17 protein-coding genes are annotated in these 15,463 nt (G+C 38.4%); 13 read left to right on the forward strand and 4 right to left on the reverse strand.

The genetic code is table 11. The features are described 5' to 3' along the window. The first annotated feature begins 1 nt into the window (after position 1). From hprK to trxB, 4 genes are all read left to right on the forward strand, one after another. Complete coding sequence (gene hprK, locus A6B45_RS02945) at positions 2 to 967, forward strand: HPr(Ser) kinase/phosphatase (protein ID WP_072613272.1); 966 nt, start codon at positions 2 to 4, stop codon at positions 965 to 967. Then, positions 960 to 1,970, forward strand: coding sequence for an NAD(P)H-dependent glycerol-3-phosphate dehydrogenase (locus A6B45_RS02950; RefSeq protein WP_072613273.1), 1,011 nt, complete (start codon positions 960 to 962; stop codon positions 1,968 to 1,970). Before hprK ends, A6B45_RS02950 begins: the two co-directional genes overlap by 8 nt. A gap of 22 nt (positions 1,971 to 1,992) precedes the next feature. Then, a complete protein-coding gene (gene galU / locus A6B45_RS02955) occupies positions 1,993 to 2,868 on the forward strand; it encodes a UTP--glucose-1-phosphate uridylyltransferase GalU (protein WP_010285820.1) in 876 nt (291 codons plus the stop codon). Positions 2,869 to 2,981: 113 nt separating this feature from the next. Beyond that, positions 2,982 to 3,935 (forward strand): thioredoxin-disulfide reductase, encoded by a 954-nt coding sequence (gene trxB, locus A6B45_RS02960; protein WP_072613274.1) that lies wholly within the window; start codon positions 2,982 to 2,984, stop codon positions 3,933 to 3,935. A gap of 43 nt (positions 3,936 to 3,978) precedes the next feature. Here the strand turns inward: trxB and A6B45_RS02965 are convergent, their stop codons facing one another. Genes A6B45_RS02965 through A6B45_RS02975 form a run of 3 tightly spaced genes read right to left on the reverse strand, consistent with a single transcriptional unit; the run spans position 3,979 to position 6,169 of the window. Then, positions 3,979 to 4,362, reverse strand: coding sequence for a VOC family protein (locus tag A6B45_RS02965; RefSeq protein WP_072613275.1), 384 nt, complete (start codon positions 4,360 to 4,362; stop codon positions 3,979 to 3,981). Between the two features lie 50 nt (positions 4,363 to 4,412). Continuing rightward, positions 4,413 to 5,150 (reverse strand): fructose permease, encoded by a 738-nt coding sequence (locus tag A6B45_RS02970; RefSeq protein WP_072613276.1) that lies wholly within the window; start codon positions 5,148 to 5,150, stop codon positions 4,413 to 4,415. A gap of 2 nt (positions 5,151 to 5,152) precedes the next feature. Next, a complete protein-coding gene (locus A6B45_RS02975) occupies positions 5,153 to 6,169 on the reverse strand; it encodes a zinc-dependent alcohol dehydrogenase family protein (RefSeq protein WP_011679419.1) in 1,017 nt (338 codons plus the stop codon). Between the two features lie 146 nt (positions 6,170 to 6,315). Between A6B45_RS02975 and A6B45_RS02980 the strand changes: the two genes are divergently transcribed. The 4 genes from A6B45_RS02980 (at position 6,316) to rplS (ending at position 10,232) form a co-directional block, all read left to right on the forward strand. After that, positions 6,316 to 7,296, forward strand: a complete 981-nt coding sequence (locus A6B45_RS02980; protein WP_072613277.1) for a LacI family DNA-binding transcriptional regulator — start codon at positions 6,316 to 6,318, stop codon at positions 7,294 to 7,296. A gap of 49 nt (positions 7,297 to 7,345) precedes the next feature. Continuing rightward, entirely contained in the window at positions 7,346 to 8,005 is a 660-nt protein-coding gene (locus A6B45_RS02985; RefSeq protein WP_072613278.1) for a DedA family protein, read from the forward strand. Positions 8,006 to 8,047: 42 nt separating this feature from the next. After that, positions 8,048 to 9,748, forward strand: coding sequence for a phospho-sugar mutase (locus tag A6B45_RS02990; RefSeq protein ID WP_072613279.1), 1,701 nt, complete (start codon positions 8,048 to 8,050; stop codon positions 9,746 to 9,748). 124 nt (positions 9,749 to 9,872) lie between these two features. Then, the gene (rplS, locus tag A6B45_RS02995; RefSeq protein WP_004164446.1) at positions 9,873 to 10,232 is read left to right on the forward strand and encodes a 50S ribosomal protein L19; all 360 of its coding nucleotides are present in this window, start codon (positions 9,873 to 9,875) and stop codon (positions 10,230 to 10,232) included. A 349-nt stretch (positions 10,233 to 10,581) separates the two neighbouring features. Here rplS and A6B45_RS03000 read toward each other — a convergent pair whose 3' ends face one another. Next, positions 10,582 to 11,295: a YslB family protein gene (locus A6B45_RS03000; protein WP_072613280.1), complete on the reverse strand. Its 714-nt coding sequence runs from the start codon at positions 11,293 to 11,295 to the stop codon at positions 10,582 to 10,584. 48 nt (positions 11,296 to 11,343) lie between these two features. On the opposite strand from A6B45_RS03000, the gene racE reads away from it, so the two are divergent. The 5 genes from racE to A6B45_RS03025 all read left to right on the forward strand — a co-directional run bounded on the left by racE (position 11,344) and on the right by A6B45_RS03025 (position 15,402). Continuing rightward, a complete protein-coding gene (gene racE, locus A6B45_RS03005) occupies positions 11,344 to 12,219 on the forward strand; it encodes a glutamate racemase (RefSeq protein ID WP_072613281.1) in 876 nt (291 codons plus the stop codon). Next, the gene (locus A6B45_RS03010) at positions 12,216 to 12,821 is read left to right on the forward strand and encodes an XTP/dITP diphosphatase (RefSeq protein WP_072613282.1); all 606 of its coding nucleotides are present in this window, start codon (positions 12,216 to 12,218) and stop codon (positions 12,819 to 12,821) included. Before racE ends, A6B45_RS03010 begins: the two co-directional genes overlap by 4 nt. Next, positions 12,821 to 13,357, forward strand: coding sequence for a YfcE family phosphodiesterase (locus tag A6B45_RS03015; protein ID WP_072613283.1), 537 nt, complete (start codon positions 12,821 to 12,823; stop codon positions 13,355 to 13,357). Before A6B45_RS03010 ends, A6B45_RS03015 begins: the two co-directional genes overlap by 1 nt. Before the next feature lie 135 nt (positions 13,358 to 13,492). Next, positions 13,493 to 14,548, forward strand: coding sequence for a Holliday junction branch migration DNA helicase RuvB (gene ruvB / locus A6B45_RS03020; protein ID WP_072614465.1), 1,056 nt, complete (start codon positions 13,493 to 13,495; stop codon positions 14,546 to 14,548). Then, positions 14,545 to 15,402: a metallophosphoesterase family protein gene (locus A6B45_RS03025; RefSeq protein ID WP_072613284.1), complete on the forward strand. Its 858-nt coding sequence runs from the start codon at positions 14,545 to 14,547 to the stop codon at positions 15,400 to 15,402. Before ruvB ends, A6B45_RS03025 begins: the two co-directional genes overlap by 4 nt. Positions 15,403 to 15,463: the final 61 nt, after the last annotated feature.

Raw genomic sequence — 15,463 nt, forward strand, 5'->3', positions numbered from 1 at the left:
AATGGCACAAAATTCAGTAACAGTGAAACAATTAGTAGAAAATACCAGATTAAAAATTGTTGCCGGTGAACAATATCTAGATCGAGAAATCACGACTTCAGATATTTCTCGTCCTGGATTGGAAATGACAGGATATTTTAATTATTATGCTCCAGAAAGAATTCAGTTACTTGGTATTACTGAAACATCATTTTCTGAGCGTATGAGTCATGACGAATTATTGCTAGTGTTTCGCCGTATGGCAGATGAAAAAACGCCAGCTTTTGTTATTTCAACTGGCTTACCGATAAGTGATGAATTAAGTCAGGCAGCTGATGAGGCACACATACCTATTCTGTCTTCAACTTTAACTTCTTCACGAATTTTATCCAATATGACATATTATTTAGGTGGCGAACTAGCACCACGTAAAAACGTTCACGGTGTTTTGATTGATGTCCACGGATTAGGCGTTTTAATTACTGGAGACGCGGGAATTGGTAAGACAGAATCAGCTTTGGAATTAATTCAACAAGGGAAAGCACGTTTGGTTGCCGATGATCGTGTCGATATTTATCAAGAAGATGAAGAGAGACTTATTGGAGAACCGAACGGTGTATTACGTAACATGATGGAAGTGCGTGGTGTCGGAATAATTGATGTGCAGCAAGTTTATGGTGCTGTATCTGTTCGATCACATGCAACCATTGCGTTAAATATTCATTTATCTAATGGTAAAATAGGTGAAGCCAATTTTGACCGTTTAGGTGACGATAATGATTCCTTAGAAATTTTAGGTGTTAAGATTAAGCGAATGGTTGTGCCGGTGACGCCTGGTAGAAATACTGCAAGTGTGATTGATGCAGCCTCGGTTAAGTTCCGTACAGCGAATATGGGCATTGATGCGCTTAAGACATTAGAAGAGCGTATGACTGCTGAAATGGAAAAGAATGAAAAAATCGATGCAGGGGACGAAAAAAATGACTAAAATAGCCGTACTGGGCGGTGGCTCTTGGGGCACTGCGTTGGCAAATGTTGCTGCGGAAAATGATAACGATGTGCGTCTGTGGACGCGTACTGTGACGCAAGCGGATGAAATAAACAGTCAACATACTAACAAAAAGTATTTGCCAGATGCAAAGTTATCATCTAAGTTAATGGCAACCAGTAACATGGCCTTGGCGGTGATGGATACCGAAATTGTTTTGACAGTTGTTCCTACTAAAGTCGTACGAGAAGTTGCACGTCAGCTAGCTGACGTGTTAAATAAGCAAGATCATCAGGTGATTTTGGCGCATGCCACTAAAGGACTGGAGCAAGTAACCTATAAGCGTGTGTCGGAAATGCTTGCCGAAGAAGTGCCTACAAAGTATCGTTCAACGTTGGCAATGATTTCTGGCCCATCGCATGCAGAAGATGTTATCAAGCATGACTTGACATCTGTATCAATTGCTTCTGAAAATGAAGAGGCTGCCAAATTACTACAGCAGATATTTGCCAATAGTTCATTTAGACCTTATACGAATCATGATTTGTTGGGATCAGAACTGGCGGCAGCTTTAAAAAACATTATCGCCATCGGATCTGGTGCATTAATAGGATTGGGTTATGGTGCTAATGCACAGGCTGCTTTGCTGACACGTGGCTTATCGGAAATGCGCGCCCTAGGTCAAGCAATGGGAGCCCAACCAGAAACGTTTTTAGGACTTGCAGGCATTGGTGATTTGATTGTTACTGGCATGTCACCAAACTCCAGAAATTACCGTGCTGGGAAACAGTTAGGTGAAGGGAAGAGTTTGCAAGAGATTCAAGATGACATGGGCATGGTTATTGAGGGTGTTAGCACTACGAAAGCAGTATATGAATTTTCGCAACAGCATCGTGTGGAAATGCCTATAACAGCCGGTATTTATCGTATATTATATGAAAATGAACCATTGCGTGATGTAGTTAACGACCTAATGAGTCGTCCGTTGCGTAGTGAAGATTAGAAAAAGTAAAGAGGAAAAAATCATGAAACCAGTACGTAAAGCTATTATTCCAGCAGCAGGATTGGGTACACGTTTTTTGCCAGCAACTAAGGCATTAGCTAAAGAAATGTTGCCAATTGTCGATACACCAACGATTGAATACATCGTACGTGAAGCGATTGAATCTGGCATTGAAGACATCGTTATTGTTGATGGCAAATCAAAGCGTTCTATTGAGGATCATTTTGATTCTAACCCAGAATTAGAGAATAATTTACGTGAAAAAGGAAAGGATGAACTACTAAAGCTTGTTGAGGAAACAACAGATATTAATATGTATTTCATCCGTCAATCACATCCCAAGGGTCTCGGTGATGCTGTCTTGACTGCAAAAGCGTTTATTGGTGACGAACCATTTGTGGTTTTGCTGGGCGATGACTTGATGCAAGATGAAGTACCGTTGACAAAACAATTAATCCAACGTTATGAGGAAACCGGCGAATCAACGTTAGCTGTTATGAAAGTACCTCACGATCAAGTATCAGAGTATGGTGTAATAGATCCAGCCGCGCAAGTTGATAAAGGTGGACTATATCGTGTAAAGAGTTTCGTTGAAAAGCCAAAGCCTGAGGATGCACCTTCAGACCTAGCAATTATTGGACGTTACCTTTTGACACCTGAAATTTTCGAAGAACTAGAAAATACAAAACCTGGTAAAGGAAATGAAATTCAATTGACTGACGCTATTGATTCATTGAATAACCGGCAACACGTATATGCTCATGAATTTAAGGGGAGCCGTTATGATATTGGTTCAAAAATTGGTTTCTTGGAAACAAACATTGAATTTGGTTTAAAGCATCCGCAAACAAAGGATGCATTACGTGCTTATATTAAAGAATTGGCATCAAAGTTGTAATTTAAAAACAGGAAAAATGCTTCCTGTTTTTTTAAATAAGATGATTATGCTCGACAAGGGGTACATAATCGAGTACAATTAGTGTTAACAAAAAGTAAGTAAAGGGGTAAAGTATGTCAGAAGAACTCAAAGAATATGATGTGGTCGTTATTGGGGCTGGACCAGCAGGAATGACTGCAGCCACATATGCTTCAAGAGCTAATTTATCAGTATTAATGTTGGATCGTGGTATTTATGGCGGTCAAATGAATAATACAGCTGAGGTGGAAAATTATCCTGGATTTGATTCGATTTTGGGGCCAGATTTAGCTGAAAAGATGTATTCTTCGTCAACACAATTTGGTGCTGAGTATGGTTTTGGATCAGTGGAGAGTATTGAAGTTGAAGATTATAGAAAAATAATTCACACTGATATGGGGAATTATGCTTCTAAAGCAATAATCATTGCAACTGGGTCGGAGCATATCCACTTAGATGTGACGGGTGAAGATAAGTATCAGGGTCGTGGCGTAAGTTATTGTGCAGTGTGTGATGGTGCATTTTTCCGAGACGAGGATGTTTTGGTTATTGGCGGTGGTGATTCGGCGATTGAAGAAGGTTTATACCTAACTAATTTAGCAAAATCAGTGACAGTACTTCATCGTCGTGACAAATTACGCGCGCAACAAATTATCCAAAATCGTGCATTTGATAACACTAAAATGAAGTTTGAATGGCATACTGAAGTGGTGTCGATTACTGGTGACGATGACAAAGTTACAGGCGTCGATGTTATCAATAACCAGACAAATGAAAAGCGTCATATTGATGCTTCAGGTGTGTTCATTTACGTAGGATTAAAGGCAAACACTCAAGGCTTTGAAAATCTCAATATTACTGATCCAGAAGGTTGGATTGTAACAGACGATAAGATGCAAACTAGTATTCCCGGTGTTTTTGCTGTCGGCGATGTTCGTGTAAAAGATTTGAGACAAATAACTACTGCTGTCGGCGATGGTAGCTTGGCTGGTCAGGGTGTATACGATTATATAAGTAGTTTACCTGCCACTGAAAAAATTGCAGAATAAGTAAAAAAACCGATGACTCTTAGTCATCGGTTTTCTATTTTAATTATTTAACGATTTCACAGAATTCTACGATAACGCCATCGGGTCCTTGAAGATTAAAGAACTTGATTCCTTTATCCCAAAATGGTAAATGTTGCACTTCTGAATCAATCAGAGTGAAGCCTTCAGCCTTAGCGGCATCAAAAGCAGCATCTGCATCAGTAGTGTCCATTGAAATATGGTTAATAGCTCCTGGCTTACCAGCAACTTTGTCACCACTCCATGTTTCAATCACTAGATTTTCACGTTGCATAAAGATGACATTTCCGGCAGGAAAATCACCAGTCTTTTTAAAACCTAATTTGGTCCAAAATGCTTCAGATTGTTCTAGTGAAGATGATGGAATACCAACGTGTTGTAAACCTGAGTAATAATCAGCAAAAGCCATAATTGTTTCCTCCAAAATTAATATTTTTCATACCAAACAATGAGTTTATCTTATTCACCAACATCAACAGCTTGGTGATCTAAATTACGAAATACTAGTTTGTCAGCAATTCCAGTTATTCCGCCTTGGAAAAGAAAGGCGAAAAGCGTTCCTAAGCCAAAATTATACAGATTTGGGAAAGTAATAATAAACGCAATAATGGCAAAAATTGTTGGTGGAATGTATGAGGCCCACATTGCTTTGAAAGCAGAACCCTTAAAATACTTAAAACGCAAAATTTGCATTAAATCATCTGCTGGATGCAAAACTAAATTTACACGTTGATATATTGAAATAGCAGTACCAATAAGGGCAACTCCTACGAAGTTAATCACAATGTATAAAATGACCATTGGTAATGACTTTGCATCAGGCATAATTTGATTGAAAATGTTTGAAAACCATTGAATGAAAATTGAAAAGGGTAGCATGAATATAAAGTTACCTAAAATTCTTTTCCAATCAAGCTTCTTCATCAAAAATGCATTTAGGAAGGAGATTAACATACCAAGAACTAGAAAGGCCCAGAATAATGCTAGAGAATTATTTCCTAGAATCGCGTGACCTAAGTTGGCTTCTGCTGCTGTCCAGTAAGCAGATCCAAGAAAGGCAGGGTGAATATGATCAGAAGTAACTAATGTTAAGACATTACCCATGGCATTGATAACTAGCGAAATAGCAAAGTAGGTAATCGACAAACTCATTGAAATAGTTCTAGAGCTTTTCGTCTTTGTCTCGTTTTGAGTCATAATTATGCCTCTTCGCCGCCAACCTTCACAACAGCTTTAGATACGACACCTAACTTACCGTTAACAAAGTCGTCAACAGTCTTATAGTCTAATTCGTGTGACATCAATGCTTCAACATTCAACTTACCAGATGATAGCAAAGCCAATGAATCTTCAAATGCGTTAGGGTTGATAAATGAACCTTGAATAGTTAACTGCTTTTGGAATACTTCATAAGTGTTCATTTGGAACTTAGCGTCAGGACCACCAACACCAAACATCAATACTTGAGCGCCACGAGCTGATGCTTCAATAGCAGCTTCTTGTGTTTGTGGTAGACCAACGGCTTCAATAATGACATCATATTCACCTTCAGGGATTTTGTCACCCTTCATTGTGTTGTATGTGTTTTTTACGCCAAACTTTTCTTTGTTCATTGCCAACTTTTCGTCAACAATACCAGCCAAGTCAACTTGGTGAATACCATATGCTTGCAAGATTTGAACAAACAATTCACCCATGAATCCATCACCAATTACCAAAGCCTTTTGGTAAGGAGTAACCTTCAACAATTGGATACCGTGAACGGCACATGAAATTGGTTCAACAACAGCAGCTGACTTTAATGAGACGTTATCAGGAATTGGATAAACAACAGATGCAGGTGCAGTGAAAAATTCTTCAAAGCCACCATCACGTGTTACGCCAACGGCTGACAAGTTTTCGCATAATTCAGGGCGTGCAGTACGGCAGTACTTGCATTGTCCACAATAGATGTTAGGGTCAACAGTCACGCGGTCACCAACTTTAACGTTAGTAACAGCAGAACCGATTTCTGCAACAACACCTGAGTTCTCATGGCCAAGAACGATTGGAGGAACAGCATCAGCTGAACCTGGCAAACCAGCGTATAGTGCGTGATCAGTTCCACAGATTCCAGCGAATGCTGTATGAATCAAAACTTCGTTAGGCAAAACCTTGGGACGATCAATGTCCTTTACTTCTAATTTCTTAGTTCCGGTTAGAACAAGTGCTTCCATGATTAATTCTCCTTTTTTGTGACAAAAGTAACTTACGGTGACTATACTAAACCTTTGGCATTGTAAAGTCAAGTCTCAGGCCAAATTAATTTTCGATTATAAGGCTGTTGGTGTGATAAAATAATATAAGACTATGGAGGTATGTAATGGTTGCAAAATTAAGTGATGTCGCAGCGCTAGCTGGTGTTTCTGTGACAACAGTATCACGTGTTATTAACAGCTATGGTTCTTTGAGCCAAAAAACAATTGATAAGGTCCATGCTGCAATGCGTGAACTACATTATCAACCAAATGCAATGGCACGTTCATTACAAGGTAAATCATCACAATTTATAGGTTTGATTCTACCTAATATGGAAAACCCATTTTTTACTGCACTAGCCAATGAAATCGAACAGTTATTGTTCTTAAAGGGTTATAAAGTTATTATTGCAGCATCAGCAAATAATGTTGAAAAAGAGCAGCAATATTTGCAAATGCTCGCTGCTAATCAAGTTGAAGGGATAATAACTTCTTCACACAATCTAGATATCGAAGAATATCAGAATACTTATTTACCGATTGTCTCTTATGATCGATATCTATCAGATGATATCCCTATCGTTTCTGAAGACAATGAGGAAGGGGGCTATCTTGCTGGTAAGTACTTGCTTTCAACAGGAGCTCGACGCCTATTAATACTGAGTGACGACGATGGCTCGAAATCACCTACACATATCCGCTACGATGGTTTTTTGAGAGCGACAAAAGGCTCTTCAGCAAAGGTGTTCCAAGAAAACTTTAACTTGGAAGGGTTTGCTTCCAAAGAAGATCTCGACAAAATGATTAACTACGTTATAAAAGACGATATTGATGGTGTTTTTGCTTACAATGATGTTGGCGCAATTCAATTACAAAACGCACTTAGAAAAATCGGCAAACGTGTTCCAGAAGATGTAAAAATTATAGGTTACGATGGTACGCCAATTGTTCGTCAGCTACATCCTGATTTGCCAACGGTCGTACAACCAGTGAAGCAGGCGGCAAACGTGTTGATTGACGTATTATTTGCGGTAATAGAAAACCCTGGAGAAAAACCACAAAATAACGAATTACTAGGCGTTGAGTTATTTCAACCCGAGCAATAAGTGATTTTGTTACACTTTTTTCAAAAGAATATGACATTTTGGAGGGGAAATGTTTATAAATACATTAGCAACGATACCGGGGTGGATTACTCATCTAATTGGTAGCGACACTGAATTTTCTATATCAACTTTCATTGTGATGTTTTTACTAATTTTTGTTGAGACGGCTGGTATTCTGACAGGATTTATTCCCGGAGATGCTATTTTGATTACGGTCGGTGGCTTGGCAGGGACACATCACAATATTTTTGAATTAGGACTAGTTATTTTAGTTTTCGCCTTTGCATCCTTTTTGGGGGATGGTGTTAATTACTGGTTTGGCGCCTATATCACAAAGCAATTTGGTAAAATTCCAATTATTAAAAAACATGTACATGGTGAGTTAGTTGAACAAATCGCAGGCAATTTTCATCCAAAACGCTGGTTGCTATTTATTGTCTTGGGACGTTTTTTACCTTTTATTCGTGTCGCGGTGCCACTATTAGCTCACCGTTTAGGTTTAGCATTTTTAAATTACTTACGGATGTCGGCCTTTGCTAGTTTTCTGTGGTCACTAGTCATGGTTTCAATAGGTTATTTTATTGGGCATCTTGAAATTCCAAGACAAATTTCAATTTCCCTAATCATTATAATGGCTGTAATATTTATAGTAATTTTACGCAGTCCTAAATGTCGACAACGCATTATTCAATTGTTTATTCGAAAATAAATTTGTTATAATTTAAGAAATTACGAAAAAAGAAGGTAAATCATGAGTTATAAAGAAGCACTTACAAAATGGCAAGAAGCGACTTTACCAGATTATTTGGCTGCTGATTTAGAAAAATACACACCAGAACAGCAGGAAGACGCTTTTTATCAAAATCTAAGTTTTGGTACAGCTGGAATGCGCGGTGTATTGGGTGCAGGGACAAACCGCATGAATGTTTTCACAGTTCGTCAAGTAACTGAAGCCTTGGCACGTTACATTGATGAGCAAGGATCAGATGCAAAAAAGCGTGGCGTAGCAATCAGTTTTGATTCGCGTCATTTTTCGCCTGAATTCGCTTCAAATGCGGCACAAGTATTGTCGGCACATGGAATTAAGAGTTTCCTTTTTAGTTCGTTGCGTCCAACACCAGAATTGTCATTTACTGTACGTGAATTACACGCTTTCGCCGGTATTATGATCACTGCATCACATAATCCTAAAGAATATAACGGTTACAAGGTTTATGGAGAAGATGGCGGTCAAATGGTTCCAGAAGCAGTTGATGCTGTGGTTAACGAACTGGCGAACATTACTGATATTTTTAATATCGCATTAGATGAAGACAACAAAAATGTGCAAATTATTGATGATGAAATTGATAATAAATATTTGAAGAAGATGGAAACAGTGACAGTGAACGCTGACCTTGTTGCTAAAGAAGGTGCTTCGCTAAAGTTTGTTTATTCACCGCTACATGGAACAGGCCAATACATTGGCGAAAAAGCATTACAGCAGGCTGGTTTCACAAATTACACGATTGTAAAAGAACAAGCTGTTATTGACGGTGATTTTCCAACAGTTAAAAAACCCAATCCGGAAGATGCCGCCGCGTTATCATTAGCTATTGAATATGCTAAGCGTGATGGGGCAGATGCTGTTGTAGCAACAGATCCTGATGCTGATCGCATGGGCGCTGCTGTTAAACTAGCTGATGGCACATTCCAAATTTTGACAGGTAATCAAATTGCCGCTGTTTTGGTTAATTACTTATTAACAGCTAAAAAAGACACGAACAGTTTGCCAACTAATGGGTCGATTGTGACATCAATTGTATCGTCACGCTTTGCGTCAAAGGTTGCTGAAAGCTTTGGTGTTGAAACAGCTGATGTGTTGACTGGATTTAAATATATTGCAGCTACAATTGATAAATTTGAGGAAACAAAATCCAATACATTTTTGTTTGGATTTGAAGAAAGTTTTGGTTACTTGGTCAAGCCATTTTCTCATGATAAAGATGCCATTCAAGCATTGGTATTATTTGCAGAAGTAGCTGCATACTACAAGTCACAAGGAAAGACTTTTGCGGATGGATTGTATGAATTATTTGAGAAATTTGGATACTTTGAAGAAAAAACAATTAGCTTAGATTTCCCAGGAATTCATGGCAATGATGAAATGGCGGCCATTATAGCTGGCTTTCGTGATAATCAACCCGCTGAAATTGGCGGAATAGAAGTTGCACGCGTGCAAGACTTTTCAACCTCTGTTGAAACAAACAAAGATGGATCAACAGCTAAGTTACCTCAACCAAAAGCAAATGTGTTAAAGTACTGGTTGAATGATGGTTCTTGGGTGGCCTTAAGACCATCAGGCACAGAACCCAAGCTAAAGTTCTACATTGGGGTTGAATCTGAGTCACAGCAAGAATCACAAGCTAAAATTGATATTATTTCCGCCGATTTAATGAAGCGCGCAAAGTAATACTAGACATAAAAATTATAATTTGCTATAATTACTGTTGGCTATCAAAGCCCATATTAACGATAATCCGCTGTGCGTTTAAGCCTAAGGGCAAGTGTATGATTGTCGATCAGGAGAATGACCAATGCGTCAAAATACTATTTTAGAAAACGTTACATCAGCACAATTACGTACTGACATTCCTGCTTTCCGTGCAGGAGACACTGTTAAAGTGTATGCCAAGATCGTTGAAGGTTCACGTGAACGTGTTCAGTTGTTTGAAGGTGTTGTTATTAAGCGCAAGGGCGCTGGTATCCAAGCAACTTATACAGTTCGTAAGATTTCTTCAGGTGTTGGTGTGGAACGTACATTCCCATTACACTCACCACGTGTTGAAAAGATTGAAGTTACTCGCTTTGGTCAAGTACGCCGTGCAAAGTTGTACTACTTGCGTGCTTTGCAAGGTAAGGCAGCTCGTATTAAAGAACGTCGTCGCGACGTTTAAGTTATGTAAAAGGTATTTCTTCGGGAATACCTTTTTTGTTAATTATTCTTTAAAAAAGCTATTTACTTCACTAAATATTATGTCATTGTCACGTAATATTTTTGTCAAAATCCAGACACATTATTACGAATAAATTAGTCTATAATAGATATATACTCAAATAACATTTGAGTTTCATTACTTCCCCCAGTAATGCATCAATCAGCTCCCCCAATTGTTGATTGATACACCGATAACTTATGTTATCAACCCCCTGACCAACCCCCCTCTTCGGTCAGGGGTTTTTTGTTTGCAAAAAAGTATTGAAACGTAATAAAAAACCGCTAACGCTGTCGTTAACGGTTTTTTATTACTTAAAAGGGGACTGTGAGTTTTCTGTAGATGTTGGCACATTAAATGGATCAATCTCTTCACCAGATAAAGCACTTAACCCAGAACTTTCTTCTGTAGGCATGACGGTTTCATCAAACTTAAAAGCTAACAAGGAGTCTGTGATAGACTGTTCACGTGAAATATCGTCGTTATCGCGTACTTCCACAACGGTAGCTTTTTCTGTTGTAGCATGTGTTCGATCTAAGAAAGAATCTCGTGCAGCTGCACGTTTCCTAAGATCATCAACATTAACTGTTTCTGATAGGTCGGTGATTACTTCAAAAGAAACACCTTCGTTTTTCTTCAAATACTTGAAATTGGCTTCTGCAATGGCACCAGTTTGTACTTCAAGTTGTTGTGCTAAAAAGCCCGCCTCTAAACTAAAATCTGCATTTTTATTTAACGCAAGGCGTTGCCGTACCAAATCGCCAGTTAATTCCCAACGTTGGTTCTTACTATTTTGTGATTTAATTTCTAAATCACCAAAAGCAGCGTTGGCAAAAAACTCTTTTACTGTTGACAGTGTGTCAGTTGGAAACTGACGTGCAATTTCTTTACCGGCCCAGTATAAAATATGCGGATAGTCTTCTTGAAGCAAATTCTTTAAGAGACCATCACGCAGCAAACTGAGCGCGAAACTGTTTACTTGAAAGTTTGTTTGTAAAATTTTATCGTAATCGTTGATATCCATGGTTGACGAAAATCCTTTCATTTCATTATACACAAAATTAGTGCTCAAATGCTTGCATTTTTTATTATCCTCGTCATAATTAATTATATGATAAAAAATAATCCTATTGGGTTAGTTGACTCTGGTATTGGTGGTCTAACTGTTGTCAAAGAATCCCAGAAGCAATTACCGAACGAACAATTAATTTATATTGGTGATACGGCACGCATGCCATATGGACCGCGATCCGAAAAAGAAGTTATTGACTATACTTTTCAAATGGCTCATTATCTAGTGAATGAGCAAAATATTAAAATGTTGGTCATTGCTTGTAATACTGCCACTGCTAGAGCTTTATCACAATTACGAGATCAATTGCCTATTCCGGTCATTGGCGTCATTCAACCAGGTGCAGAAGCAGCTGTCTCAATTAGTCAAAATAAAAAAATTGGATTGATTGCAACACAAGGCACTGTCGAATCGCAAGTCTACAATGAAAAAATGTTAGCAATTGACAATAATGTTCAGATTACTTCGCAAGCTGAGCCCGAATTTGTTACTTTAGTGGAAAATAATCTCTATCAGAGTGATGAAGCCCGTGAGCTAATTGCACATCATTTGAGTGCCTTCAAAGAGGCAAATATTGATACGCTAATTTTGGGGTGTACTCATTTTCCATTACTGACGCCTTTTATTCAAGCGGCAGTCGGACCTGATGTTACACTAGTTGATTCTGGCGCCAAGACGGTTGCGGTAATGAAACAATATTTGGATGAACTTGACATTCGTTCAGAAGTGAAACACAATCATAGCGATGATATTTATAACACGACAGGTGATAAACTGAAATTCAAAACAATTGCTAGTAGTTGGTTAGCACGCAACCATGAGTTAGATGTGCGCCACCTCAATATTGTTGGTGACCATTTGGAGGAAGAAAAGTGAAGCTAATTATAGCGAGCAATAATGCTCATAAGATAACTGAAATTGAAACCTTACTGGCATCAATAAGTATTGATTTACCTGTCGTTTCACTTCAAGAAATAGGGGATGTTCCCGAGATTGTTGAAGATGGGATAACATTTGAAGAAAATGCTGTGAAGAAAGTTGAAACGATTGCTAAAGTTGCTCCTAATGATTACATTTTGGCTGATGACTCTGGTATGTCAGTGGATGCTTTAAATGGTGAACCAGGCGTTTATTCAGCACGTTATGCTGGCGATCACGATGATCAAGCAAATATTGATAAAGTTTTGCGGAAATTAGCTAAGGTCCCTAATGAGCAACGAACAGCACACTTCAATAGCGTTATCGCTTTACATAGTCCTAAAGGATCAAACCTAATAGTTAACGGACAGGTAGATGGCTATATAACGGAAAGTGAACGCGGACAAGATGGCTTTGGATATGATCCAATATTTTTTGTACCCAGCATGAACAAAACCTTTGCAGAAATGTCTGCAAGTGAGAAAAATACAATTAGTCATCGTGGTTTAGCACTGCAAGAACTCGGTAAAAAATTACCAGTTTGGTTGAAAGGAGAATAATGGTTAAATTTTTGATTGTTTCAGATATACACAGTGATCGAAAAATTTTAGTAGATATTTTGGCTCAGTGGCGAGATAAGGTCGCTGGTATTTTTTACAATGGTGATTCTGAATTGAACGCTGATGATGACATTTTTGAGGGTGTTTCTACGGTAATCGGTAACATGGATGATGATCCTGATTTTGCTGAAGCACGTTCAACGGTTATTGATGGTATAACTTTTTTTCAAACCCACGGTCACCTTTACAATGCGACGGCAATATTAAAATGGGCTAATTTGAATTTGATGAACGAAGCAGCAAATGATGCCCATGCACAAGTTGTTTTGTTTGGTCATACACATAAAGAAGGGGCTGTTTTATACGATCATAAGTTATTTATCAATCCAGGTTCAACAACCCTGCCAAAGGGGCCACATGCGGACCTTGGTGGAACCTATGCGGTTCTAGAAGTAACAGGTGATAAGTATATCGTAACGTTTTACACACGTCAGCATCAGGCCGTTCCTGATTTAACCGTGACAGTAAATCGATAAAATTTTTTAAAACATAAAAACTCCTTTTGTTATAATTTATTTATAAGCTTAAGGAGTTTTTATTACGTCATATTAAAAAGTATGATGTTCAAAGACATAACCACATCATCGCACGTGTATAATATAGGACTAGCTATGACAGAAGATAACCCGCAATTTAATCAATGGTATGAACAAGACACCGAAGTAGATCAGTTATTACGTGACGCAGCTGCCAATGATGAAGAACAACGTAGTGAATTATCATTACGTCCGCAATTTTTGCGTGAGTACATTGGGCAAGAGGCGTTAAAAGAAGAGTTGAGTGTCTATATTTCGGCAGCGAAGCAACGTGAAGAAGCATTGGATCATGTGTTGCTTTTTGGACCGCCAGGATTAGGCAAAACAACGCTAGCGATGATTATTGCTAATGAGATGAATGTTAATATTAAAACAACATCGGGTCCTGCTATTGAAAAGCCAGGTGATTTGGTAGCATTACTGAATGAATTGGAGCCGGGGGATATCCTGTTTATTGATGAAATACATCGAATTCCTACTAATATTGAGGAAATAATGTATTCAGCAATGGAAGATTATTTTGTTGATATTATGGTTGGTCAGGGGCCAACAGCGCGTCCAGTTCATTTTCCGCTGCCACCATTTACTTTAATTGGGGCAACCACGCGTCCTGGTATGTTATCCAAGCCACTTCGTGATCGATTTGGCATTATTAACTCGTTACAATATTATACTCCAGAAGAATTACAGCAAATAGTTGTTCGTACAGCAGACATCTTTAATGCACCAATCAAATCGGAAGGAGCGTATGAAATATCGCTGCGCTCTCGTGGCACACCTCGTATCGCCAATCGTCTGTTGAAGCGCGTCCGTGATTTTGCTCAGGTCGAGGGAAAAGATGCAATTGACAAGAATATTGTGACTATTGGTTTGGATAAATTGCGCGTTGACAATAGAGGTCTTGACGAAACCGATCATAAGCTTTTAGAAACAATGATCGAATATTATAAAGGTGGACCGGTTGGTTTAAATACAATAGCTGCTAATATTGGTGAAGAGTCAGAAACATTAGAGGCAATGGTTGAACCATATTTATTGCAGATTGGTTTTTTACAGCGCACACCGCGTGGACGTGTTGTCACTGAAGCTGGGTACACTCATTTAGGACACGCCTACCAAAGGAAATTATGACAAATTTTATTATTTCAGACACACATTTCAATCATGAAAAAATTCTATATTTTGATAAATCACGGGCAGTATCACTGCAAGCATTAAATATTGAGCCAACGATTGAAAATATGGATCGATATCTTGAGGATACTTGGAATGAGACTGTAACGGACGAGGACACAGTTTATTTTCTTGGTGATTTGGGTATGTTTCGCAAGAAACAGGATTTTGTAGCACAACTTAGTCGTTTAAAAGGTAAAAAAGTGTTCTTTAAAGGGAATCACGATCATTCAGATCAAATTAAAGCAGCAATAAAGACACCCGAAACAAACATTATTGAATATATTGAAACTGCTAAAGCTATAAAAATCAATGGTATTAATGTATGGATGAGCCATTATGCAATTGATTTACCATACCCCATTTTATCTGTTCACGGACATATTCATGAAGCAGAGTACAAACAAGCTGGTATGGTGAATTTATCGCTTGACTCCTCATTTATGCAAAAAAGACGTTTTGGCCAACCGATTACTTTTGATGAACTAACCGAAGAACTGACGGACAGATTGGAAAAAATTCAAAATGAATATGCAATTGAGTCCGATAACAAGCGCTATGATCGATCTGTTGAGCGAGCCTTTGATGAAACGATAACAATTAATAAACCGACCGCTACACAGCGCCATGAATTAGCTTTATTAGTTGATCATTTGAATCAACATGATTTGACATATGCTGATGTTTTGGAGCGACTTGAAATTCCAAATGTAAATAAAGTGTTGACTGCCGCTGAACTTGACAAAGTAGCGCAAACCGGATTTGAGTTCGAAAAGAAAACAGGCCTCAGTGGTAACACCGGCAGTTTATAAAGTGTTTTCTAATTTTTTCATTTGCTAAGCCAGTGCAGTGGCTTTTTTCTTTGCAAACAAG

This window comes from Leuconostoc suionicum (assembly GCF_001891125.1).
Taxonomy (GTDB): domain Bacteria; phylum Bacillota; class Bacilli; order Lactobacillales; family Lactobacillaceae; genus Leuconostoc; species Leuconostoc suionicum.